21 protein-coding genes and 1 pseudogene are annotated in these 22172 nt (G+C 72.0%); 6 read left to right on the top strand and 16 right to left on the bottom strand.

The genetic code is table 11. From position 1 onward, the window contains the following. Positions 1–18: 18 nt before the first annotated feature. Both CPE01_RS15255 and CPE01_RS15245 read right to left on the bottom strand, forming a co-directional pair. A complete protein-coding gene (locus CPE01_RS15255) occupies positions 19–723 on the bottom strand; it encodes an SDR family oxidoreductase (RefSeq protein ID WP_146807664.1) in 705 nt (234 codons plus the stop codon). A gap of 168 nt (positions 724–891) precedes the next feature. Next, a complete protein-coding gene (locus CPE01_RS15245) occupies positions 892–1716 on the bottom strand; it encodes a DUF4190 domain-containing protein (protein WP_186811574.1) in 825 nt (274 codons plus the stop codon). 309 nt (positions 1717–2025) lie between these two features. On the opposite strand from CPE01_RS15245, the gene CPE01_RS15240 reads away from it, so the two are divergent. After that, positions 2026–2520 carry an aromatic ring-opening dioxygenase LigA gene (locus CPE01_RS15240; protein ID WP_146807662.1) on the top strand — a complete coding sequence of 165 codons (495 nt, stop codon included), beginning with the start codon at positions 2026–2028 and terminating at the stop codon, positions 2518–2520. 237 nt (positions 2521–2757) lie between these two features. Here the strand turns inward: CPE01_RS15240 and CPE01_RS15235 are convergent, their stop codons facing one another. Next, entirely contained in the window at positions 2758–3426 is a 669-nt protein-coding gene (locus CPE01_RS15235) for a Type 1 glutamine amidotransferase-like domain-containing protein (RefSeq protein ID WP_146807661.1), read from the bottom strand. A 68-nt stretch (positions 3427–3494) separates the two neighbouring features. Here CPE01_RS15235 and CPE01_RS15230 point away from each other — a divergent pair, with 68 nt between their 5' ends. Continuing rightward, entirely contained in the window at positions 3495–3968 is a 474-nt protein-coding gene (locus CPE01_RS15230; RefSeq protein ID WP_146807660.1) for a YkvA family protein, read from the top strand. Positions 3969–4103: 135 nt separating this feature from the next. On the opposite strand, the gene CPE01_RS16855 is transcribed toward CPE01_RS15230, so the two are convergent. Next, complete coding sequence (locus tag CPE01_RS16855; protein ID WP_246783988.1) at positions 4104–4802, bottom strand: glycosyltransferase family 2 protein; 699 nt, start codon at positions 4800–4802, stop codon at positions 4104–4106. Between the two features lie 128 nt (positions 4803–4930). After that, entirely contained in the window at positions 4931–5122 is a 192-nt protein-coding gene (locus CPE01_RS16850; protein WP_186811579.1) for a hypothetical protein, read from the bottom strand. Between the two features lie 226 nt (positions 5123–5348). Between CPE01_RS16850 and CPE01_RS15220 the strand changes: the two genes are divergently transcribed. Next, positions 5349–5834 (top strand): hypothetical protein, encoded by a 486-nt coding sequence (locus CPE01_RS15220; protein ID WP_146807659.1) that lies wholly within the window; start codon positions 5349–5351, stop codon positions 5832–5834. 51 nt (positions 5835–5885) lie between these two features. On the opposite strand, the gene CPE01_RS15215 is transcribed toward CPE01_RS15220, so the two are convergent. From CPE01_RS15215 to dnaB, 6 genes and pseudogenes are all read right to left on the bottom strand, one after another. After that, positions 5886–7097, bottom strand: a complete 1212-nt coding sequence (locus CPE01_RS15215) for a GNAT family N-acetyltransferase (RefSeq protein WP_146807658.1) — start codon at positions 7095–7097, stop codon at positions 5886–5888. 27 nt (positions 7098–7124) lie between these two features. Then, positions 7125–8252: a GNAT family N-acetyltransferase gene (locus CPE01_RS15210; RefSeq protein WP_146807657.1), complete on the bottom strand. Its 1128-nt coding sequence runs from the start codon at positions 8250–8252 to the stop codon at positions 7125–7127. Positions 8253–8460: 208 nt separating this feature from the next. Continuing rightward, positions 8461–8901, bottom strand: a pseudogene (locus CPE01_RS15205) (NAD-dependent epimerase/dehydratase family protein); the annotation flags it as partial. A gap of 238 nt (positions 8902–9139) precedes the next feature. Next, the gene (locus tag CPE01_RS15200; RefSeq protein WP_146807656.1) at positions 9140–9937 is read right to left on the bottom strand and encodes a VanW family protein; all 798 of its coding nucleotides are present in this window, start codon (positions 9935–9937) and stop codon (positions 9140–9142) included. A gap of 195 nt (positions 9938–10132) precedes the next feature. After that, positions 10133–10630, bottom strand: coding sequence for a DUF427 domain-containing protein (locus tag CPE01_RS15195; RefSeq protein ID WP_146807655.1), 498 nt, complete (start codon positions 10628–10630; stop codon positions 10133–10135). Between the two features lie 113 nt (positions 10631–10743). Then, positions 10744–13335 (bottom strand): replicative DNA helicase, encoded by a 2592-nt coding sequence (gene dnaB / locus CPE01_RS15190; protein ID WP_371862016.1) that lies wholly within the window; start codon positions 13333–13335, stop codon positions 10744–10746. Between the two features lie 316 nt (positions 13336–13651). Here dnaB and CPE01_RS15185 point away from each other — a divergent pair, with 316 nt between their 5' ends. Further along, a complete protein-coding gene (locus CPE01_RS15185; RefSeq protein ID WP_146807654.1) occupies positions 13652–14986 on the top strand; it encodes an MATE family efflux transporter in 1335 nt (444 codons plus the stop codon). A 414-nt stretch (positions 14987–15400) separates the two neighbouring features. Here CPE01_RS15185 and rplI read toward each other — a convergent pair whose 3' ends face one another. From rplI to CPE01_RS15160, 5 genes are all read right to left on the bottom strand, one after another. Further along, entirely contained in the window at positions 15401–15850 is a 450-nt protein-coding gene (gene rplI, locus CPE01_RS15180; protein ID WP_146807653.1) for a 50S ribosomal protein L9, read from the bottom strand. A gap of 15 nt (positions 15851–15865) precedes the next feature. Beyond that, positions 15866–16102: a 30S ribosomal protein S18 gene (rpsR, locus tag CPE01_RS15175; protein ID WP_013885186.1), complete on the bottom strand. Its 237-nt coding sequence runs from the start codon at positions 16100–16102 to the stop codon at positions 15866–15868. A 79-nt stretch (positions 16103–16181) separates the two neighbouring features. Beyond that, positions 16182–16688 (bottom strand): single-stranded DNA-binding protein, encoded by a 507-nt coding sequence (locus CPE01_RS15170; RefSeq protein ID WP_146807652.1) that lies wholly within the window; start codon positions 16686–16688, stop codon positions 16182–16184. A gap of 76 nt (positions 16689–16764) precedes the next feature. After that, complete coding sequence (gene rpsF / locus CPE01_RS15165) at positions 16765–17058, bottom strand: 30S ribosomal protein S6 (RefSeq protein WP_146807651.1); 294 nt, start codon at positions 17056–17058, stop codon at positions 16765–16767. Between the two features lie 228 nt (positions 17059–17286). Next, a complete protein-coding gene (locus tag CPE01_RS15160) occupies positions 17287–19692 on the bottom strand; it encodes a transglycosylase domain-containing protein (protein WP_146807650.1) in 2406 nt (801 codons plus the stop codon). A gap of 422 nt (positions 19693–20114) precedes the next feature. On the opposite strand from CPE01_RS15160, the gene CPE01_RS15155 reads away from it, so the two are divergent. Together CPE01_RS15155 and CPE01_RS15150 are read left to right on the top strand one after the other, a co-directional pair. Then, a complete protein-coding gene (locus CPE01_RS15155; RefSeq protein ID WP_146807649.1) occupies positions 20115–20765 on the top strand; it encodes a PadR family transcriptional regulator in 651 nt (216 codons plus the stop codon). Beyond that, positions 20762–21856: an inositol-3-phosphate synthase gene (locus CPE01_RS15150; RefSeq protein ID WP_146807648.1), complete on the top strand. Its 1095-nt coding sequence runs from the start codon at positions 20762–20764 to the stop codon at positions 21854–21856. The genes CPE01_RS15155 and CPE01_RS15150 overlap by 4 nt, the downstream gene beginning before the upstream one ends. Positions 21857–22172: the final 316 nt, after the last annotated feature.

Below are 22172 nucleotides of genomic sequence, written 5' to 3'. Positions count from 1 at the left end.
TCCCGCGTCGGCGGTCTGCTACCAGGGAAGGGGGCCCGAGTCGTTGAAGAAGCCGCCCGTCGGGCCGTCGTCGGGCAGTGTCGCGAGCTGGATCGCCACCTGCGCACCCTGCTGCGGTGTGCGCGTCCCCCGGAACCCGTTGAGGTCCGTGGCGACGAAGCCCGGGCAGCCGGCGTTCATGAGGATGTTCGTCCCCGCGAGCTCCTTGGCGTACTGCACGACGATCGCGTTGAGGAACGTCTTGGACGGTGAGTAGGCGCCCGAGACGGGGCCCGTGTCGGCGCCCGGCGTGGTCTGCCGGGTCAGCGACCCGACGGTGCTCGACATCTGCACGACGCGCGGTGACGGCGAGCGCCGCAGCAGCGGCAGCATCGCGTTGGTGACCCGGACGACGCCGATGACGTTGGTCTCGACGGCCGCGCGGATCGTGTCGGGCGAGATCGTCGTGGGGGTCTGCGGCACCCCGCCCACGATGCCCGCGTTGTTGACGAGCACGTCGAGCCGACCCTCGTCGTGCTCGATCTGCGCGGCGGCGGCCGCGACGCTCTCGTCGTCCGTCACGTCCAGCGCGACGCCGAACGCGTCGACGCCCGACTCCCGCAGCCTCGCCACGGCCTCGTCCCGGCGCTGCTGGTCGCGCGCACCGACCCCCACCCGCCAGCCGAGCGCCCCCAGGCCCGCCGCGATCTCGTACCCGACGCCCTTGTTCGCCCCGGTGACCATCCCGTGCTCGACGCGCCGCAGGTCACGACCGTGATCGCGTGGCCCCCGCACTCACGTTCGCGCGGGGTCGCAGGGCTCGTGCGGACCGCGACGTCGTTGTAGCCGCGCTCGTCGCCCGGCTTCGGTGCCCCGCGTGCGACCGCGCAGCGCACGTCACGGCGCGGCGGCCTACCGGGCCGAGCCGCGCAGCGTGCTGGTGACGTCCTCGGGGGCGGTCACGATGCACGCGATCTTGCGGTCCCCCGTGTACCAGCCGATCTGCTCGGGATAGACGATGAAGAAGCCCAGCCGTGAGTCGTCGTACGGCACGCCCACGAATCTCGCGTACTCCGACTCGCAGTACGCGAAGGTCTCCTGCTCGACGCGGTCCAGGCCGGGGTAGGACCCGGACGGGAGGTTCTTCGCCGCGTACACCTCGGCGTTGTGCGGCTCCGAGCACGCCACCTTCGGCAAGGTGGGCGCGTCGCCCTCGTCGAGCCCCGCATCGGCGTCGGCGCTCAGGCGCACGCAGTCCCCGACCGTGTACGTCGAGACCGGCCCGAGCGTCGCGCCGTAGATGACGAGCCCGATGCCGACGACGAACCACAGCGACGAGATGACCAACGACGCGATCGCCAGCCCACGGCCACGCGCACGGCCGCCCTTGGTCCGCACGAGGCCCAGGACCCCGAAGATGATGGAGAGCACGACCGCGCCGACGAAGCTGAGCACGAAGCCCGCGATGGCGAAGCCGTCGTAGGGGCGCGGGCCGGGGTACGCGACGGGTCCGTGAGCGGGCGGGTAGCCCGGCCCGTACGGGTACGTCGGAGGCGACGGGTACCCCGTCGGTGCGGGCGCTGTGGGGTACCCGCGGGAGTACGGCGCACCGGCCGGGGTCGGGTGGCCGATGCCCGCGTCGTACGGGACCGGAGCCGCCGGACCGGATGCCGTGGTGCCGTCGGGAGGCGCCCACGGGTAGCCGGCCGTCGTCGGCGTCGGCTGGTCGTCGGACACTGCTGCACCCTCTCCCCGCACGTGGGCGCGGCACCGCGCTCGCGCGGATCATGGCAGAGGTCGGCGACCGTCGAGGCCGGAACCGGGCGTCCGCTGCCGAACTCACCCTCCTGCCACCCCGCCTGCCGACGTCGGCCCAGAGAGGCGCTCGTCCGCTCCGGCACGTCGCCGGCGGCGCTCACCCGGGCGGTACGACGAAAGAGCTACTCGCGAGTAGCCCGCGAGATGAATTGATTTGCATGGATGCGGCCTCGTATCTGAGCCCGAGACGGTGGTGAACCGACGACACGCCGACCGAAGGGGGCACCCGTGTCTGCTCAGTCCACCGTCACCGAGAACGCCCAGACCTCCACCGAGGGCGCACCGCCGCCGCCCCGGGTCAACAAGCGCGCACGACTCTTCGGCACGCTCCTGCTCGTGCTCGGCGCGATCATGATCGTCGGGGGCGTCGGCGCATGGGGTGCCGTCACCCAAGGCCTCTGGCAGGAGAAGGTCCACGTGACCGACACCGCACCCGCGTTCGTCGGCGAGCGGGTCGACGCACCCTGGGAGGCGTGGGCCCAGTCCGAGGGGATCCGCACCGACCTGCAGGAGATGACCGACGGCCGCACCTACGCCGAGATCGACCGCGAGGACCCCATCCGCCCGGCCGTCGCGACCGGCACGTTCCTGCGCGCGTCGCTCATGACGTCGGTGATCGCGTTCGGCGTCTCGCTCGCGGTCGTCGGCGTCGGCGTCGGGTTCGTCATCGGCGGCCTGGGCCTGCGCAGCCTCGCCCGCCGCGACGGGACCCTCCCGGCCTGACCTCCGCTGACGTCACGGGGCACGAGCACGTCTCGTGACGTCGCACTCCGAGAACGGCGCCGTCCTGACGCGATCGTGCCCAGCGGTGCGCCACGGACGGCGCCGTTCCGGAGCGGGCGTGGCTGCCTGCGACGCCACTGGGACGAGCACCGCACCGGCGCTCAGCGCGTGCTGCGCGCGGAGGCTGCGGACGCCTGACCACGTCTGGAGTCGACCCTGAGCCGTGAGCCGACCCGCTCACTCGTCGTGGTCGAACCGCGTCCAGCTCCCCTCGGAGACCACCGTCGTGACGCCGTCGACCACCGCGAGCGCCGTCTGCTCGTCGATCGCGTACGCGGGGACGCCGATCTCGGCCGCCCATCGCTGCGCGTGCGCGAGCGTGTTCGTCGGGAACAGGTCCAGGTGCGGGAAGATCGCGAAGTCGACGACCCCCAGCGTGCGGTCGTCGGGCGCCCCCGCCCACTCGACGAAGTACTCCCCGATCCGCGGCGTCATCACCATGCTCCCCGCGCTCACGCCGACCCACACGGTGTCCGTCAGCGTCGGCAGCAGGTCCGCCAGCCCGGACTCGCGCAACCAGTGCGCGAGGTACGTCGCGTCGCCGCCGTCGACCAGCAGCACGTCGGCCGCCTCGACCCACGGCACCCAGCGCTCCGCGCCGACGGACGGCAGTGCCGTGAGCTCGAGGACCCCGAGCGACGCCCATCCCAGACCGGAGAAGAACTGGTCGTCCGTTCCCGCCGCGACGACCCGGCGCACCGACTCCGGACCGCACATCGGGTGGCCCCACTGGGCGGTCGGGACGACGAGCGCGCGGCTCTCCTCGACCGGTTTGCCGAGCATCCCCTCGAGGGCCGCGTGGATGCTGGGGTTCGTGACGCCTCCGGACGTCAGCAAGAGCTTCACAGTGCCTCCGAGGTCACGCGCGGGCCGAGTCGGGTGGAACCACTCCCACGACGAGGCACGATCGTTCCATGACGACGAGGGGCTGGCTCGAGGTCGTCGCGGTCGGCGTCGCGGCGCTGGTCGCGACGTGGGGCATTCTGCTGCTGCTCGCCCGCCGCCTGCCGGAGGGAACTCTCAAGGAGCTTGCCCGGTTCCTGCCCGCATGCGTGACGACCGTGCGGCGTCTGCGCCGACACCCGGCCGTGCCCCTCCGGGCCAAGGTCGCCGTCACGATCGCCGGCCTGTGGGTGCTCTCGCCCATCGACCTCGTCCCCGAGTTCCTCCCGGTCGTCGGGCCCCTCGACGACGTGGTGGTCGTCGCGCTCGCCCTGCGCTACGCCGCCCGCACCGTCCCCCGGGAGGTCCTGCTCGAGGCGTGGCCGGGCGACACCCGCCTCGTCGAACGGCTGCTCGGACCGCCGCGTCGGTCACGGTCCGACCCGCGGTCACGGTCCGACCCGCGGTCACGGTCCGACCCGCGGTCACGGTCCGACCCGCGGTGACGGCGGGGCCGACGCTCCCCGACGACGCGCGTCCCGACACGCGGCCCGACGGGCTCGGCGCCCGAGGCCTGGTGGCCGCCTCCTCCTGGTGGTGCGCCGTCCCGGGCGACGACCGGGACCCGCCCGGCCGGGCGCTCAGCGGCTGAGGCGCAGCCGCCAGCGCCTCCACGGCGGGAGGCGGCGCCAGTTGCGCCGGAGAGTGCGGCGCGCGCGGCCGAACCGTCGTCGCCGCTGCGCCGCCCCGCGCAGCGAGCGCGCTGAGACGCCGACCCGCAGCTCGCGGTCGAGCACGACCCGGCGCTCGGGCCCGAGCGCGAACGCGAGATCCAGGTCGTCATGGATCTCGGCGTCATCCCTGGCCACGGCTCGGCGGACCTCGCACCACGCGCTGCGGCGCACGGCCATCGACGAGCCCCACAGCGGCGGGTGGCCGAGCGCCAGGTGGCCGAGCACGTAGTACGCGCCCAGGTAGACCGCGGTCGCGACGGCACCCGGGATCGGGCGCAGGTCGGTGAACCGGCCGGTGCCGCTGAGCGCGTCGAGGTCCGGCTCGTCGCTCATCCGGGTCGCGATGCGCTCGACCCACCGCGGCCCGGGCAGGGAGTCGGCGTCGAGGCGGGCGATGACGTCACCGGCGGCGGCGTCGTACCCCGTGGCGGCCGCGGCGGGGATGCCGGGTCGCGGTTCGACGACGACACGCGCGCCGTGGTTCACCGCGACGCGCGCGGAGGCGTCGGTCGAGCCGTTGTCCACGACGACGACCTCGAGCGGGCGCACCGTCTGCCGGGCGAGACGCTGGAGGCAGGCGTCGAGCGCCTCGGCGTCGTCCCGCACGGGGATGACGACCGAGACGCTCGTCAGGGCTCGCCCACCCCGTCGGGGCGGGTCCCCCTGGTCGTCGGCAGCGCGGCGACGGGGGTGCTGGTCCGCGGGTGCGGGGAGGTCGACGATGAGCCGGTCGCTCAGTCGGTCGGCTCGGTCGCGGTCGGTTCCTCCGCGAGCTCGCCGGGCGCCGGTGCGTCGTCGGTCCCGCCGTCCTCGTCGGACTCGGCACCGCCCTCGAGGACCTCGCGGGTGACCTCCTGCTCGAGCGGCGGGTACCCGTAACCGCCCTCCTGAGCACCGGCGTCCGGGTCCTGCGGTGTGTCGCTCATCGTTGCGCTCCTGCCGTGCGTCGACGGTCGTGCCTCGTCGTCCATCGTCGGCGCGCGCACCCCGCCGCGCCATCCGGGCCGCCTGCACGGCGCTCGGCCACACCGGAACGGGACGTCGCCTGGCACCACTGTTCGTCGAGCCTTGCCGCGTCGCGCCCCGGGGCCGGGGTCCGGGCGGATCGTCGGCCGCCGGGCGACGACGGCCGTTCCGGGCGACGATGGCGCGATGACGTCACCTCATGACGGACCCGACGAGGACCACATCGCCCCCGCGGGGGTCTCCGACGAGCTGGTCGAAGCGGTCGGCGGGGTCACCGCGGCGTTCGAGGTGATCGAGCACGCGCGCGGGATGCTGTACGCGTTCCACCGCCTCGTCGGCCGTGCGGACAAGGAGCTCGCCGAGGCCCTCGACCAGCTCGAGGCCGCGGGCCGTCCCGATCTCGCCGAGGCGCTGCGGACGGAGGTCGTCGGACGCAACGTGGTCGACGGGCGCTGGACGTTCCAGCTCGTCGAGGAGTTCGACGCCGGGTACTACCAGGCGTTCGCCGACGCCGAGCGTGCCGTCCGCGACGCGACGATGGGCGGGCGTCGGCACGTCTTCGAGGCGCAGCTCAAGGAGCGGGAACGGACCCGCGGCCTCCCGGGCCACGAGGCCCGACCCGCGGCACAGCACGCGGAGGCTCGAGCCGACCTGCCCGATGCGCCGAGCTGACGTCGGCACCTGTCGCGCGGTCGCGGTCCAGGCTCACCACGGGGTGCAGGCTCACCACGGGAGGTAGTAGGTCAGGAGGTCGGCGGTGAGCGCCGGGAACAGGGCACCGAAGAACTCGGCGTCCGGTGCGTAGACGTCGGGGTGGCGCCGTTCCAGTCCCCGGATGCCGAGCTGTCCGAAGAGCAGTGCGGGGAGGCGGTCCGGCGCCACACCCGCGCCCTGGACCACACCGGGCGCCTGCATGGGGCCGCCGACCTCGACCGGGCCGAGCCCGGCGTCGGCGGTCCACGGCAGCCGGTAGTGGCGGCCGAACGTCGAGATGACCACGTCCCGACCGAGCCCCGCAGCACGCAGGCGTGCCGTGAGCACCGGTCGCAGCGCGTCCAGCACGAGCTCGGGACGCTCCAGGCGCACGTAGTACTGGGTCGCGTCGGCCCCGGCGGGCTCGAGGAGCCCCGACCATGCCCGTCCGGGCACCGTGAGCGGTCGGTGCACGATCGTCAGCGGTTCGCCCAGCCCGCGCAGCGCGTCCAGCAGGTCGTCCGCCGCTGTCGGGTCCGTCGCGGCCGCCTCCGCGACCAGCAGCCCGTCGTCGGGGACGCCCGTCCGGGCCGACGCGACGACGACGCCGTCGCGTTCGAGGACCCTCGTCGTGCTGGCCTCGTGCGCGAGCAGGCAGCGCCAGCGGTCCGCCGGGTGCGGCATCGCCACGTCGTACGGGGCCTGGGCCGCATCCTGCAGCGCGACGAGGGCCGGGATGTCGGCCGTCGTCGCCTCACGCAGCACCGATCCGGTCGATGCCTCGCGACGAGCCGACCCCGGCTGCGGCGGCTCCCGCAGCGCTCGGGCCCGGGGGATGTCGACGGCGTACTCGTAGCCGAACAGCCGGTAGAAGTACGGGATGCCGATCATGACCTGGAGCAGGTGACCGCGCTCGCGCGAGCGGTCGTGCGCCCAGGCCATCAGGGCGCGGACCAGGCCGCGACCCTCGTACGCCCTGTCGGTCGCCACCAGCTCGACCTGACCCGCCGGCAGCACGACGTCCCCGACCCGGACCGTCTCGTCGAGCAGGGTCGCGGTCGAGACCACTCGATCGCCGTCCACGACGACCGCGCACGCGTCCCACCCGAGCTCGCCCTCCACGACGAGCCGGTGGTCCAGCGCGTCCGCCTCGTCGCCTCGATCGACGAGCAGCGCGCCGATCTGGTCGAGGTCGGACGGTCGGGCGGTGCGGAGCTCGAGCCCGCCAGGCAGCGTCGTCATGCGCTCACTCCAGGTGCTGTCATGCGCTCACTCCAGGTGCTTCTGCCAGACGGCCGCGACGCCGTCCGCCACGAAGCCGAGCGCCACGTTGATCGCGAGCATGTGGGCATTCTCCTGCGCGTTCCACGTGTGGATCCGCTCCACACCCGGCCGCCACGCGGCGAGCGCACGCAGGTTCGCGACCTTGACGAGCATCCCCAGGCGGTGCCCGCGGTGCTCGCGCATCACGAGCGTGTCCTCCTGGAACCCGAACGGGACCTCGGGGAACGGGACCTGGAGCACCGTGAACGCGACGAGCTCACCCGACCCGACGTGCTCGGCCACCGCGAGCAGCACGTGCTGCTGCCGGTCGGCGAGGCCGACGAGGTGACTGCGCACACGGTCGGCGTCCCACGGCTCCTCGTCGTAGTCGACCTCGCCGAGCGGCACGTCCGTGCTCATCCGGGTCCACAGCCGTGCGAGGTCGTCGAGACGGTCCTCGGGGACCTCGTCGCGCCACGTGACGATCCGGTAGGCGTCGCCGGCCGTGGCGGTGGCGTCGTCGCCGAGCCGGTCGAGCACCGGCGCCGGGACCGGCAGGTACAGCGTGGAGTGGCGGCCGACCTGCTCGAGCACGTAGCCGCGCTCGCGCGCGACGACCGCCTCGGGCGAGTCGACCGGCACGCGACCCGCACCCGTGCGGGGTTCGAGCACGCCCGGCCCCGCGGGCGGCTCCGGGGCGTGCGGTGCCGTGAAGACGACCGTCGTGCAGCCGAGCGCTGCGGCCTCCTCCTCGATCCCCGCGAGCAGCACGTCAAGCACGCCGTCGTGCGCGTGCGCGGGACGCACGGCCAGCGGCCCGGCCCAGAGCAGGTGCGTGTTGGCCTCGCGACCGACGACGACGAGCGCGACCCCGACGACGTCCGCTGGCTCCGGCGGGGCGCCCTCGGGGTGCGTGTCGCGCACCACCAGGAGCATCTGCTTGCGGTCGTACTCCTGATGACGGACCACGCCGTGCATGACCCACGGCGGCGCCCACTGGTCGGTCCAGCCCCACACGGCGGCCTCGCGCTCGTGCTCGACGTCGCTGAACGCGTGCAGCGCCCACGCGTCGGGGTGGTCGAGGTCCGCGGGGGGTTCGGGGGCGCGCAGGACGCGCCAGCTCCGGTCGGTCACGCGCCGAGTCTGTCGCGTGGCACCTCCGCTGACCAGGCATTTCTGTCCCGCGCGGACCGGGTGGGTGCACGCCGGGTGACGGCTCGACGCCCGGCCGCGGAACGTCAGACCTCGTCGCGCCACGTGTGCTGCGGGTCGTACCCCAGCAGGCGACGTGCCTTGTCGATGGACAGGAGCGTCTCGCGACCCTCGATCGGGCGCTTCACCGGGAGTACGTGCTCTCCGGTCGGACGGCGTACTCCTCGTCGACCGGGACGTACGGCGGCGGCGTCTCGAACGGCAGGCCGAGGACCGTCTCGCTGGACGCCCAGACGACGTTCTTGATGCCGGCGCGGCGCGCAGCGCTGAACACGTGGTGAGTGGCGACGACGTTGTTCGCGAACGTCGCACCGCTCGGGCGCAGCCCCGGCGCGGGGATGGCCGCGAGGTGCACCACCGCGTCGACGCCGTCGTACCGGTCGTCGATGCCCGTGAACGCCTCGGTCACCTGGCCCAGGTCGGTGAGGTCGACGCGGGTGAAAAGCGCGGGCTGGTCCGCCGGCGGGAGCACCGCGTCGACGTTGACCACGTCGTACCCGTGGTCCGCCAGGTGCTCGACGACCGCGCGACCGAGCTTGCCGCTCCCGCCGGTCACGACGACGCGGCTCATGCGTCGGTCCCGGTGCACGACGACGTCAGCGGGGCCCCGGGGGCCAGCGGGTGTGCGACCGGGAACAGCGGCGTGCCGTTTGCGTGGCGAGGCAGCTCCATGCGCACATCACATCACCACTCCTGGTCACCGTCCCTGCCAGCGGCGGCGGGTCCTCGCCCCTCGGCGGGCCCACGGGAGATCGTCGTGAGACCGCGACCGACCACAGGGTGGTGCTCGACGACGTGCGCGGACGACGCTAGCCGGTGCCGGCCTCCAGGAACGGCTGGTACATGAGCCGGCCCTGGTTCGCCGCGAGGAACTCGTCGTCCACCTCGTTCCCGGCCAGGTCGAGCACCCGCCGCCGCAGGACGTTGTGACGGGTGAAGACGCCGGGCAGGTCGTTCCTCATCTCGTGCGCGGCCTCATACACCTCAAAGGTGTGCAGCGGAGCCTGGTCGCTGGTCCACGCCCCGACCAGGTGGGTCTGCTCGACCGTCAGGGAGAGCCGGAACGTCGCCGCGGTGCGGTTCTCGATCTGCAGGTCGAGCACCGGCCACGAGCACGTGGCGCCGCTGCCGAAGGGCTGGGTGCGGCCGTTGTCCGGGAAGACGTCATAGGTGTGCCGCCAACGCTCGACCACGGTCAGGGGTGAGTGCACCGTCATCCAGTACAGGAGGTTCGTCATCTGGCACAGCCCGCCGCCGACGCCCTCGTCGACCTCGCCCTGCCGCAGGACCAGGCCGTCCTTGAACCCGCGCCGGTAGCTCGGTCGCCCGACGACCCGCCAGAACGACATCCGCTGTCCCGGCCGCAACGCGCTGCCGTCCAGCCGCGCGGCGGCGATCGCGAGGTTCACCGCCTTGTTCTCCTGCAGCCGACGGTCCACACCGGCCAGCTCACGGAAGATCGGGGTGCGATGAGCCGCTACTGCGTGCTCGAAGCCGTCCACCGCCACGCGGTCCAGCCGCGCCCGCACGCCGGACCGGCGCCACTGCCACTCGCGACGCAACCGCCACACGGCCGGCCCGAGGGACCCGCGGGCGCGTTCTCGCACAGAACCGGTGACCGTCGACGTCCCGCCCGACCTCGTACCCACCGCTGCTCCGCCCCCCAGGGTGTGACCCCGCACTCGAGAACGCTGGTGCGCTCGTCGGACGTGATGGTCCCGTCCCCGTACGCGGCTCCGCAAGGCCCACCGCGCTCCACGATCCGGGCGGTGCGTGGACGACGGGCGTCCCGGCCACGGCCGTCACCAGCCCTGGGTGCCCGGTCCGCCCTTGAACGGTCCGACGACGTCCGAGGTGATCCAGCCGCCGTAGAAGCCCCCCTCCTGGGGCTGGACGACCTCGCCGTCGACCGTGCAGCGGTCCACAGCGCCCGGCATCACGGCGATCGCGCCCGCCAGCACCTCGTAACCCGGCGCGGGGTCGGGGTACGTCCACCCTGCACGGAGCGCCACCTTCCCCCCGCCGACGAGGTCGACGTACGCCGCCTGCCCCTTCCACTCGCACCACGACGCTCCGGGGGCGTCGCGCACCGACCCCGCGACGAACGCCGACCGGGGCAGGTAGTACGTCGGCGGGTGGCTCGTCTCCAGCACGCGCCAGCTCGAGGACGTCCGTGCCACCACCTCGCCGCCGAGCACGACAGCGAGCTCGGCCGTGCATGCCACGACACGCGGGGGCCGCGGGTAGTCCCACACGGACTCCTGCCCGGGTCGGGGGCGGATCGGGACGGGACGAGGCACGGCTTCGACGGTACGTCGCCCCCGGCCTCACCGCAGACCCGCGTCCGGGCACGACGAGCGGGCCCTTCGTCGGCCGGCGCGCGACGAGGCCCCGACCCGGTGACGCAGGAGGGTCAGGCCTGCATGTCGACGAAGCGGCTGAAGTGGCCCTGGAACGCGACGGTGATGGTGTCCGTCGGGCCGTTGCGGTGCTTGGCGACGATCAGGTCGGCCTCGCCCGCGCGCGGCGACTCCTTCTCGTAGGCGTCCTCACGGTGCAGCAGGATCACCATGTCCGCGTCCTGCTCGATCGACCCGGACTCGCGCAGGTCGCTCATCTGCGGCTTCTTGTCCGTGCGCTGCTCCGGACCACGGTTCAGCTGCGAGATCGCGATGACGGGGACCTCGAGCTCCTTGGCGAGCAGCTTGAGCGCACGCGAGAACTCGGAGACCTCCTGCTGACGCGACTCGACGCGCTTGCCGGACGTCATGAGCTGCAGGTAGTCGATGACGACGAGCTTGAGGTCATGCCGCTGCTTGAGGCGCCGGCACTTGGCGCGGATCTCCATGAGCGACATGTTCGGCGAGTCGTCGATGAACAGCGGTGCGCCCGAGACCTTGCCCATGGTCTGGGCGATCTTCGCCCAGTCGTCCTCGCCCATCTGACCGGTGCGCAGCTTCTGCAGGTGCACGCGCGCCTCGGCGGAGAGTAGTCGCATGACGATCTCGTTGCGGCTCATCTCGAGCGAGAACACGACGGACGACATGTTGTGCTTGATCGACGCCGACCGCACGATGTCGATGCCGAGCGTCGAGTTGTGGGTCGCCACCATCGCCTCGCTCGCCAGGTAGAGGTGCGACGGGTGCGCGATCTCGACGCATCGGACCGGGACAGACTCGACGGGCTCGACCGACACGATGAACCGTTGCCGCAAGCGCTGGGTCGAGGGCCGACGACGCTGCTTGTGCACGAGCTTCTTGCGCTCGAGGCTGAACACGTCGTCGTCGGTGGTGAACGTGATGGTGAACGCCGTCGAGGTCGCCTCGGAGCGACCCGCAACGGTGCGCGTCGACCAACCGGTGCGGTAGCCGAGGGAGTGCACCAGTTCTCGGACGTCGCGCGCAAGGCGCTCGTCGGTGAGCGTGATCTGCGGGCTACCCGTGGGGTTCACTGTGCCGTCCGCGTCGAGCAGGCCGGCGAGCAGGTCGCGCCGCTGCCGCTCGCTCGCCCGCAGGTACGGGGCCGGGATGTGCTTGTTGCCGAGCACGCCGAGCGTCCGGAGCCGACCCTGGACCGTGCCGTGCGCGGAGTGGCACTCCTGGCAGCGGCGCAGGCCGGAGGTCTCACGCCCACAGTCGGGGCACGTGGGAACGGGAGCACCGACCGACTTCGTCTTGACCTTGCCGCCGCACGACTGCCCACAGGTCCGGACCTGGCGGCGCGGATTCACGTAGGAGGCGCCGCAGACCTCGCACGTCCGGGCCTCGATCTCCTCCTTGGGGAGTGAGACGGTGTAGAGGCGAGCGACACCGATCGTCGGCGCGGAGCGGACCTCGTAACCGCGGCCCTCGATGTGCATCGCGATCTCGGGGTCGGCGCTCGTGAAGCGGGCCGAGGCGGCGTAGCCGTCACCCAGCCACACGCCCAGCAGGTAAGGGTCGACGAGAAGGTCGGCGTCCGGGAGCTGCAACGGGCGCGCGGTCTCGACCGAGTGGTTCGCCCGGCGATCGGCCGTCGCGCAGCGCACCGTGCCGTGGATCTCCTCCGTCGTCCAGATGCTCGGCGTCCCGCCGTCGCGCTGGCGGCGGTCGGCACGCGTGCGGGTCGCCCACTGGTGCTGCGCGTCCGCGACGATCGTCGTGCCGTCGTCGAACGTCACCCGGTAGCAGGGGCGGTCGACCATGACCTCGGTGGCGGCGACGACGGTCGTCGGGGTCCCGTCGGCGGCGAGGAGCTGGTCGCCGACCCGCACCTCCCCCATCGTCGTCCAGCCTGCGGGCGTGGGCAGCGGGGTGTCGAGCGCGAGGGCCTTGCCGATGGCCGGACGGGCAGCGACGACGATCATCTGGCCCGGGTGCAGGCCGTTGGTCAGGCGGTCGAGGTCGGAGAACCCGGTGGGGACGCCGATCATCCCCTCACCGCGGTGGCCGGCGGCCTCGATCTCGTCGACGGTCCCGCCGATGATCTCCGACAGCGGCAGGTAGTCCTCCGACGAGCGCCGCTCGGTCACGGCGTAGACCTCGGCCTGCGCGTTGTTGACGAGCTCGTCGACGTCGCCGCCGTCGGTGCCGTAGCCGAGCTGGACGATGCGCGTGCCGGCCTCGACGAGCTTGCGCAGGATCGCGCGCTCGCGCACGATCCGCGCGTAGTAGCCCGCGTTCGCCGCCGTGGGGACCGACGCGATGAGGGTGTGCAGGTAGGGCGCGCCGCCGATGCGGCCGATCTCGCCGCGCTTGGTCAGCTCGTCGGCGACGGTGATCGCGTCCGCGGGCTCACCGCGGCCGTAGAGATCGATGATCGCGTCGTAGACGATCTCGTGCGCGGGCCGGTAGAAGTCCGTGCCGCGGATCTGCTCGATGACGTCGGCGATGGCGTCCTTCGAGATCATCATGCCGCCGAGCACCGAGCGCTCGGCCTCGAGGTCCTGCGGTGGGGTGCGGTCGAACTCGCGTCGTCCGGAGCCGGACTCGGACGGCATGCCGTACTCGAGCTCTTCGATCGTCACCTACGCACCCAATCCCCGCTGGACGAAGCCCTCGAACCCGTGTTCTACCGCCGCCCTCCGACACGCCCGGCGCAGGCCGGTCCATGGGAAGGTTCCCGCGCACACTAGGACCCGCGAACCCCGCCGCGCGAATCGCCCTCAGCCCCTGTGGAAACACGCCGTGGAACCTGTGGACCGGCGTGGGGACGCCTGTGCATCAAGATGTGCACAGGCCGTGGACAGACTTGTGGATAGCGTGGGTACAACCCGCGACTCGCCGCTATGACGAGCGCTAACACAGTTCAACGGGTGTGGAGCACGCCAGGGGGTCGAAACCATCTCAGCCACCGGACAGCCGCGTGTCACGCTCGACCGGCAGATCCTCGCGCTCGCCGTCCCCGCGCTGGGGGCGCTGGTCGCAGAACCCCTGTTCATCCTCGTGGACTCGGCCGTCGTCGGCCATCTGGGCACCTCCGCGCTCGCCGGTCTGGCGCTCGCCTCGAGCGTGCTGCTGACCGTCGTCGGACTGTGCGTGTTCCTCGCGTACGCGACCACCGCCTCGGTCGCGCGGCGGCTCGGCGCGGGCGACAGCCCCGGGGCCTTGCAGGTCGGTGTGGACGGCATGTGGCTCGCCTTCACCCTGGGGGTCGTCCTCGCAGCGGGCCTGTGGATCGCGGCACCGTGGGTGGTGGGCGTCATGGGGGCCGACGACGAGACCGCGCGCCAGGCCGTCACCTATCTCCGTTGGTCCGCGCCGGGCCTCGTCGGGATGCTGCTCGTCCTGGCAGCGACCGGGACGCTGCGCGGTCTGCAGGACACCCGCACGCCCTTGGGCGTGGCGGTCACCGGCGCGGTCGTGAACTCCGTGCTCAACGTGTTCCTGGTGTGGGGTCTGCACCTCGGCATCGCCGGCTCGGGCGCAGGCACGGCGCTCACGCAGCTCGGCATGGCCGTCGCGCTCGCGACCGTCGTGGTGCGCGGCGCCCGCACGGCCGGCTCGTCGCTGCGTCCGGCCGCCGGCGGCATCTGGGCCAGCGCGCGCCACGGCCTGCCCCTGCTCGCCCGCACCGCGACGCTGCGCGGTGCGATCCTGCTCACCACGTGGGTCGCCACCGGCCTGGGCGCCGTGACCCTCGCCGGTCACCAGGTCGTCAGCTCCGTATGGGGCCTGGCCGCGTTCGCGCTCGACGCGCTCGCGATCGCCGCTCAGGCGCTCGTCGGCCACGCCCTCGGCGCGGGCGACGTCCCCCGCACACGCGGCATCCTGCGGCGCACCCTGCAGTGGGGAGTGGGTGCCGGCGTCGTGCTCGGGCTGGTCCTCGGCGGCGCCGCCGCGCTGTACGCGCCGCTGTTCACCTCGGACGACGAGGTGCGCCACGCCATCGTCGTCGGCATGCTCGTCGCCGGTCTGTGCATGCCGATCGCCGGGTGGGTGTTCGTGCTCGACGGCGTGCTGATCGGCGCCGGCGACGGCCGGTTCCTCGCGTGGGCCGGGCTCGTGACGCTCGTCGTCTACGTGCCCGTCGCCCTGGCCGTGCGCGCGTACGCCCCCGCCGGCGCCGAAGGACTGGTCTGGCTCACCGCCGCCTTCAGCGGAGTCTTCATGCTGGCCCGCGCCGCCACCACCGGCTACCGGGCCCGCGGCACCGCCTGGATGGTCACGGGCACCTGACCCCGCCAGTCCCCCGCTCCTCCTCCCACACGGGCACGCTCCCCCGGGCGCGGTAGCTCCGACGCGAGCGCGGCCCCAGGCCACCGGCCCTCACACCCGATCTACCGCGGTCGGGCCCCGGCTCCCGCGCTCGTCCTTGCGCATGCGCGGAGCGACGGCACGGTTCGGACGCTCACCGGCACTCGAGCCCGCCCTGCCGCGCGAACCGCGTCCGCGAGCGCGGTACATCCGACCCGAACGCGGTCCCAGCGAACCGGCGCTCGCGCCCGATCTACCGCGCTCGCGCCCGAGATACCGCGCTCGTGCTCGAGCTGCCGCGGTCGTGTGCCGGGTGGCGGGCTGGGGTCAGTGGGTGGGGACGGGAAAGGCCCCGTCCCAGTTGAGGGACGGGGCCTTTCCGCGGTGAGCGTCAGCTCAGGCAGCGACGACCTTGACGGTCACGGTCGCGGCGACCTCCGGGTGGAGGCGGACCGAGACGGTGTACTCGCCGAGGGCCTTGATCGGCTGCGCGATCTCGACCTTGCGCTTGTCGATCGCCGGGGCGCCCGACGCCTTGACCGCGTCCGCGATCTCCGCGGTGGTCACGGCGCCGAACAGGCGACCGGCCTCGCCGGCCTTGGCCGACACGACGACCGGCTTCGACTGCAGCGAGTCGCGCACGGCCTTCGCGTCGTCGAGGGTCGCGATCTCGCGGGCCTTGCGGGCCTTGCGGATCGCGGTGATGTCCTTCTCCGCACCCTTGGTCCAGGGGGCGGCGAGGTTGCGCGGGATCAGGTAGTTACGGGCGTACCCGTCCTTGACCTCGACCACGTCGCCGGGGGCGCCGAGGCCGGTGACCTCGTGCGTGAGGATGATCTTCGCCATCTTCAGGCCTCCTTCTCAGCGAGCCGACGACGAGTACGGCAGCAGGGCCATCTCGCGCGCGTTCTTGACGGCACGCGCGATCGCGCGCTGCTCCTGCACGGACACACCGGTCACCCGGCGAGCGCGGATCTTCCCGCGGTCGGAGATGAACTTGCGCAGCAGCGCGGTGTCCTTGTAGTCGACAACCTCGATCTTGGCTGCCTTGAGCGGGTTCTGCTTCTTCTTGGGCTTACGAACAACGGCCTTGGCCATCGCGGTGCTCCTGTCTGTGGAGCCCCGGGCGTTGCCATGCCCGGGGATGTGGTGTCTGGGGTCTCGAAGGACCTGAGGATCAGAACGGGGGCTCGTCGGAGTAGCCGCCACCGCCGCCGCCCGCGGGCGTGGCCCACGGGTCGTCGCCGGCGCTGCTCGACTGGCCGCCACCGGAGTAGCCGCCACCGCCACCGCCGCCGAAGCCACCGCCGCCGCCCGAACGCTGGGTCCGGGTGACCTTGGCCGTGGCGTAGCGCAGCGACGGGCCGACCTCGTCGACCTGCAGCTCGACGACCGTGCGCTTCTCGCCCTCGCGCGTCTCGTAGGAGCGCTGGACGAGGCGACCGGTCACGATCACGCGGGTGCCCTTGGTGAGCGACTCGGCGACCGACTCCGCTGCCTCGCGCCAGATCGAGCAGCGCATGAACAGCGTCTCGCCGTCCTTCCACTCGTTGCTCTGGCGGTCGAACGTGCGGGGCGTCGACGCGACGGTGAAGTTGGCCACGGCCGCACCCGACGGGGTGAAGCGCAGCTCCGGGTCCCCGGTCAGGTTCCCGATCACCGTGATGACGGTCTCACCAGCCATGCCAGCTCCTCGCTCGATCCTCGAACTGCTCTGTCCTTCGATGTGGTGCGCACGCTAGGCGGTACGCACCGACGGGTCACGCGTCGCGGCGCAGGACCTTGGTGCGCAGGACGACCTCGTTGAGGCCGAGCTGACGGTCGAGCTCCTTGGCCGTGGCCGGCTCCGCGGTGAAGTCGACGACCGCGTAGATGCCCTCGGCCTTCTTGTTGATCTCGTAGGCCAGGCGGCGACGACCCCAGATGTCCACCTTGTCGACGTTGCCGCCGTCGGTCTTGACGACCGACAGGTACTTGTCGAGCGACGGGGCGACGGTGCGCTCCTCGATCTCGGGATCGAGGATGATCATGATCTCGTACTGACGCAGGCTCATACCCACCTCCTCTGGTCTCAGCGGTCACGGTCGTTCCGTGACAGGAGGGTTCTCATGCGTCGCTGTCGACGGGGGCCGGAGCCCTCGTCGTCCCACGTCCCGCGCTGATGGCAGCGGCGAGACTCAGGCACAGCAGTGTTCTAGCCTACCGGCCCCGTTCGGGACCGGCGAAATCGTCATCCTGTGGACGGCCGGGGGCCACCCGGTCGGCCGCAGGGTGACGAAGCCTCAGTCGTCCTTCGGCGGCGTGGCCGCCTCGGTCGGCTCCGTGCCCGGGTCACCCGTGGGCTCCGGGTCCGGCTTCTTCTCCGGTCCGGTCGACACGACGAGCGTGACCTGCGTGCCGACGGGCACCTTGGTCCCGCCGGACGGCTCGACCGCGATCACCCGCCCGGCCGCGACCTTGTCCGAGGGCTGCGAGACGATCACCGGCTCGAGCCCCGCGGCGAGCAGCGCCGCGGTCGCGTCGGCCTGCGTCTTGCCCGCGAGCCGGCCCGGCACCTTGACGGTCTCGTCCTGCGTCGGCTCCTGCGTCGGCTCCTGGGTGGGGGTCGGCGTGGTCGTCGGCGTCGGCGTCGACGTCGGCTTGTCGCCGACGTTCGCTCGCGGCGGGAACTCGCGGTTCTTCGCGAACTGCTCCATCTCGAGCACGGGGCCCATGTACTCGGCCCACAGGCGCGCCGGGATCGACGATCCGGTGACCTCGGTCAGCGGTCCCCCGTACGGACTCGGTCCGAACGGCTCGATCGTGATCTGCGACGACCCGTCCTCGCCCACCTGGCTCAGTGCGACCGACGTCGCGATCGTCGGCGTGTACCCGACGAACCACGCCGAGATGTTCCCCGTCGACGTGCCCGTCTTGCCCGCGATCGGGACGCCGAGCGGCGCGATGTACGGCTTGCCGGAGCCCTTCTGGACCACCTGGGTCATCGCGTACGTCGCGTCCGCCATGATGTCCGGCTCGAACGTGCGCTTCGGGCCGCCGTCGGTCTGGTAGTTGATCGTGCCGTCGTCGTTGAGCACCTGGGCGACGATGTGCGCGTCGTGGCGCACGCCCTGCGCCGCGAACGTCGCGTACGCGTTCGCCATGGCGAGCGGGTGCACCGACGCCGTGCCGAGCACGTTCGCCGGGACCTCGTCGACGGGCGTGTCGATGCCCGCCTCCTTCGCGACCCGCGCGGTCTGGTCCGCGCCGACCTCGAGGTTGAGCTGCGCGTACACCGTGTTGACGGAGTTGGCGGTCGCGTCGACGAGGTCCATCGTCCCGTACGACGTCCCGCCGAAGTTCCCGACGGTCTGGTCGCCGGAGCCCCAGCCGTCGAGCTTCATCGGCGACTTGCCGGAGTACCGCTTCTCGAGCGGGATGCCCGACTGGAGCGCGGCGACGAGCGTGAACGGCTTGAACGTCGACCCGGCCTGCACGCCGTTGCCGTAGGTGGCCCAGTTGACCTGGTCCGTGAGGAAGTCCTTGCCGCCGTACAGCGCGACGATCCCGCCCGACGACGGGTCGACGGACGCCGCGGCGACCTTCAGGTTCTCGCTCTTCGGGGTCTCGCCGTTGGTCAGCTCACCGGCCCACAGCTTCTGCACCGAGGCCGTGAGCTGGTCCTGGACCGGCTTCTGGACCGTGGTGATGATCTTGTAGCCGCCGCGGTCGAGCTGCTCCTTGTCGATGTTGATGGCCTCGGTCGCCATCTCGTCCTCGACCATCTTGAGCAGGTACCCGGTGGTCCCGGTGTACTTCGCCGACCGCTCGTACACGACGGTCTCGGGGAACTGCGCCTCGTCGTACTGGGCCTGGGTGATGTGCTTGTCCTCGAGCATCATCGCCATCACGTGGTCCCAGCGGGCCTTCGACTTCGTCGGGCTCACCGCCGGGTCCCAGTTGTTGGGCGACGGGATGATGCCCGCGAGCAGCGCGGCCTGCGAGATCGTCAGGTCCTTCGCGTCGACCTTGAAGTAGGACTGCGCGGCGGCCTGGATGCCGTAGGAGTCACGGCCGAAGTAGATGGTGTTGAGGTAGCGCTCGAGGATCTCGTCCTTGGTCTGCTCGCGCGTGATCTTGAGCGCCAGGAGCGTCTCGCGGAACTTGCCCAGGTAGTCGGTCGTCGTCTTCTCGACGTAGTACCGCTCGACGTACTGCTGCGTGAGCGTCGAGCCACCCTGCTTCTTGCCGCCGGTCGCGTTGTTGTAGAGCGCGCGCGCCATGCCGGTCACGGAGATGCCCGAGTTCGTCTCGAACGTGCGGTCCTCCGCGGCGATCACCGCGCCGCCCACGTACTCCGGGAGCGTCTCGAGGGGGACGAGCTGGCGCTTCTGCACCTCGAACGTGCCCATGACCTTGCGCCCGCCGGCGTAGTACACGGTCGTCGTCTGCGACTGCACCTCGGAACCCGCGGCGGGCACCTTGATACCGATGTAGGCCGCGACGAGCGCACCGGCACCGAGGAACACGACCGTCAGGAACGAGCCGAGCAGGAACCGCCACGACGGCAGCCACCGGTGCAGACCGGTGTAGCCGGAACGCGGGTAGTCGAAGAACTTGCGCTTCGGGGCGTTCGAGGGGCGGGCGCCTGTGCCACGCGGGGCGCTGCGACGCGACCGCGGGGCGGAGGCGCGAGAAGAGCCGGCCAACGTGTTGCCTTCCTGACGACGACGAGAGGCGTCCGTTCCGCGAGCCGCACGGCACGACGAGGCGTGACGAGGGCAGGCGTCAGCGGACGCGCCGACCAGTATGCGCGACCGGGCTTGCCGCAGGTGGGCGAGGGCGGGGGCGTCCCACGACCCTTCACACGATCGGCACTCGGCACACCCGGCGTCCAGGGGCGCGGGACGCGGGCGGGTCGCCGACGCGCGTCGTCGTCACCTCCGCGCGCCGTGCGGCCCGGGTCGCGTCGACGCACGCCGGCGGAACTGGGCGACTTGTGCACGACGAGGGTGCACGCCTACTCTGCTCGATGTATCGCAGTGATACATACGAGTCGATACATCGAGCGAGACACACGTGGCGCGTCCAGGCGGACGCACGGCCACACAGCCTAGAGGAGGTGCCGAGAATGCGCGGTCGTTCTGACGTGCTCGAACCGGCGATCCTCGGGCTGCTCCACGAGTCACCCATGCACGGGTACGAGCTGCGCAAGCGGCTCAACCTCGTGCTCGGGTCGTTCCGCGCGCTGTCCTACGGGTCGTTGTACCCGTGCCTGAAGTCGCTCGCGGAGCGCGGCTGGATCGTCGGTACCGAGTCCCCCGCCGACCCCCACGCGGTCGGCAGCAAGCGGGCACGGATCGTCTACCAGATCACGGCGGACGGCAAGGAGCACCTGCAGTCGGTGCTCGCCTCCTCAGGCCCCGCGGCCTGGGAGGACGAGAACTTCGACGTGCGGTTCGCGTTCTTCGCGCAGACCGACGCCGAGACCCGGCTGCGGATCCTCGAGGGTCGGCGCACGCGCCTGACGGAGCGCCTCGAGACCATCCGCCAGTCCATCTCTCGCACCCGCGAGCGCATGGACGAGTACACGCTCGAGCTGCAGCGGCACGGCCTGGAGCAGGCCGAGCGCGAGGTCCGTTGGCTCGACGGACTCATCGACAACGAGCGTGGCGCCCGCCGCGCGCGTCCTGCTGGCACCGGTCACCGCACCGTTGCAGCGTCCACCGCCGACGGCGAGCACGCCGCTCCGGCCAGAACCACCGAGAAGGAGCGAGGATGACCTCCATCCGCGTCGCCATCGTCGGCGTCGGCAACTGCGCCGCGTCGCTCGTCCAGGGCGTGCACTACTACGCCGACACGCCGGCTGACGGCAAGGTCCCCGGGCTGATGCACGTGCAGTTCGGCGACTACCACGTCAAGGACATCGAGTTCGTCGCGGCGTTCGACGTCGACGCGAAGAAGGTCGGCTTCGACCTGTCGGAGGCCATCGTCGCGTCCGAGAACAACACCATCAAGATCGCCGACGTCCCGCCGCTCGGCGTGACCGTGCAGCGCGGCCACACGCTCGACGGCCTGGGCAAGTACTACTCGACCACCATCGAGGAGTCGGACGCCGAGCCCGTCGACGTCGTCCAGACGCTCAAGGACGCGAAGGTCGACGTCCTGATCTGCTACCTGCCCGTCGGGTCCGAGGACGCCGCGAAGTTCTACGCGCAGTGCGCGATCGACGCGAACGTCGCCTTCGTCAACGCGCTGCCCGTGTTCATCGCGTCCGACCCGGAGTGGGCCGCGAAGTTCGAGGCCGCCGGTGTCCCGATCGTCGGCGACGACATCAAGTCGCAGGTCGGCGCGACCATCACGCACCGCGTGCTCGCCCGCCTCTTCGAGGACCGCGGCGTCATCCTGGACCGCACGTACCAGCTGAACGTCGGCGGCAACATGGACTTCAAGAACATGCTCGAGCGCGAGCGCCTGGAGTCCAAGAAGCTCTCCAAGACGCAGGCCGTGACCTCGAACCTCCACGACGGCCCCCTGGCCGGCAAGAAGGAGGACCGCAACGTCCACATCGGTCCGTCGGACTACGTCGCGTGGCTCGACGACCGCAAGTGGGCCTACGTGCGCCTCGAGGGTCGCGCGTTCGGCGAGGTGCCCCTGAACCTCGAGTACAAGCTCGAGGTGTGGGACTCCCCGAACTCGGCCGGCATCATCATCGACGCCCTGCGCGCCGCGAAGATCGCCAAGGACCGTGGCGTCGGTGGCCCGATCCTCTCCGCCGCGACGTACTTCATGAAGTCGCCGCCGGTCCAGATGGAGGACACCCAGGGCCGCGAGCAGCTCGAGGCCTTCATCCGCGGCGAGATCGAGCGCTGATCACCGCATGACCGCCCGCTGCTAGCGCAGCGCAGCACCCCCGAGAGGGCCCGACGCAACCCGCGCCGGGCCCTCTCTGCGTCCGCGCGCCCCCGCCCGGGCCGCCCGAGGCGTCCGGCCCACGGCGCTCACCGAAGCCCGGACCGCACGTTCGGCTCGATCGCGCTGATCTGCTCACCGCCTCGCGCCCGCCTCGCCCTCGCGGCGACTCCGGCTCGCCCTCGCGGCGGCCCTGGCTGCGTGCGGGTGGGGTTGCGCTCGCTGAGCGAGCGCTTCCCCACCCAATCCATCCCGCAGCGCTGCGCCGGGCGACAGC

The sequence above is a fragment of the Cellulomonas persica genome (genome assembly GCF_007989825.1).
Lineage (GTDB): Bacteria > Actinomycetota > Actinomycetes > Actinomycetales > Cellulomonadaceae > Cellulomonas > Cellulomonas persica.
The sequence above is the reverse complement of the archived record's forward strand: the minus strand, read 5'-3'. Positions and strand labels throughout refer to the sequence as shown.

Excerpts from the sequence above, each read along its gene's own strand:
- CPE01_RS15255 (WP_146807664.1), bottom strand. The coding sequence starts at position 723 with ATGGTCACCGGGGCGAACAAGGGCGTCGGGTACGAGATCGCGGCGGGC.
- CPE01_RS15230 (WP_146807660.1), top strand. The coding sequence starts at position 3,495 with ATGACGACGAGGGGCTGGCTCGAGGTCGTCGCGGTCGGCGTCGCGGCG.
- CPE01_RS16850 (WP_186811579.1), bottom strand. The coding sequence starts at position 5,122 with ATGAGCGACACACCGCAGGACCCGGACGCCGGTGCTCAGGAGGGCGGT.
- CPE01_RS15220 (WP_146807659.1), top strand. The coding sequence starts at position 5,349 with ATGACGTCACCTCATGACGGACCCGACGAGGACCACATCGCCCCCGCG.
- CPE01_RS15215 (WP_146807658.1), bottom strand. The coding sequence starts at position 7,097 with ATGACGACGCTGCCTGGCGGGCTCGAGCTCCGCACCGCCCGACCGTCC.
- rplI (WP_146807653.1), bottom strand. The coding sequence starts at position 15,850 with ATGGCGAAGATCATCCTCACGCACGAGGTCACCGGCCTCGGCGCCCCC.
- rpsR (WP_013885186.1), bottom strand. The coding sequence starts at position 16,102 with ATGGCCAAGGCCGTTGTTCGTAAGCCCAAGAAGAAGCAGAACCCGCTC.
- CPE01_RS15170 (WP_146807652.1), bottom strand. The coding sequence starts at position 16,688 with ATGGCTGGTGAGACCGTCATCACGGTGATCGGGAACCTGACCGGGGAC.
- rpsF (WP_146807651.1), bottom strand. The coding sequence starts at position 17,058 with ATGAGCCTGCGTCAGTACGAGATCATGATCATCCTCGATCCCGAGATC.
- CPE01_RS15155 (WP_146807649.1), top strand. The coding sequence starts at position 20,115 with ATGCGCGGTCGTTCTGACGTGCTCGAACCGGCGATCCTCGGGCTGCTC.
- CPE01_RS15150 (WP_146807648.1), top strand. The coding sequence starts at position 20,762 with ATGACCTCCATCCGCGTCGCCATCGTCGGCGTCGGCAACTGCGCCGCG.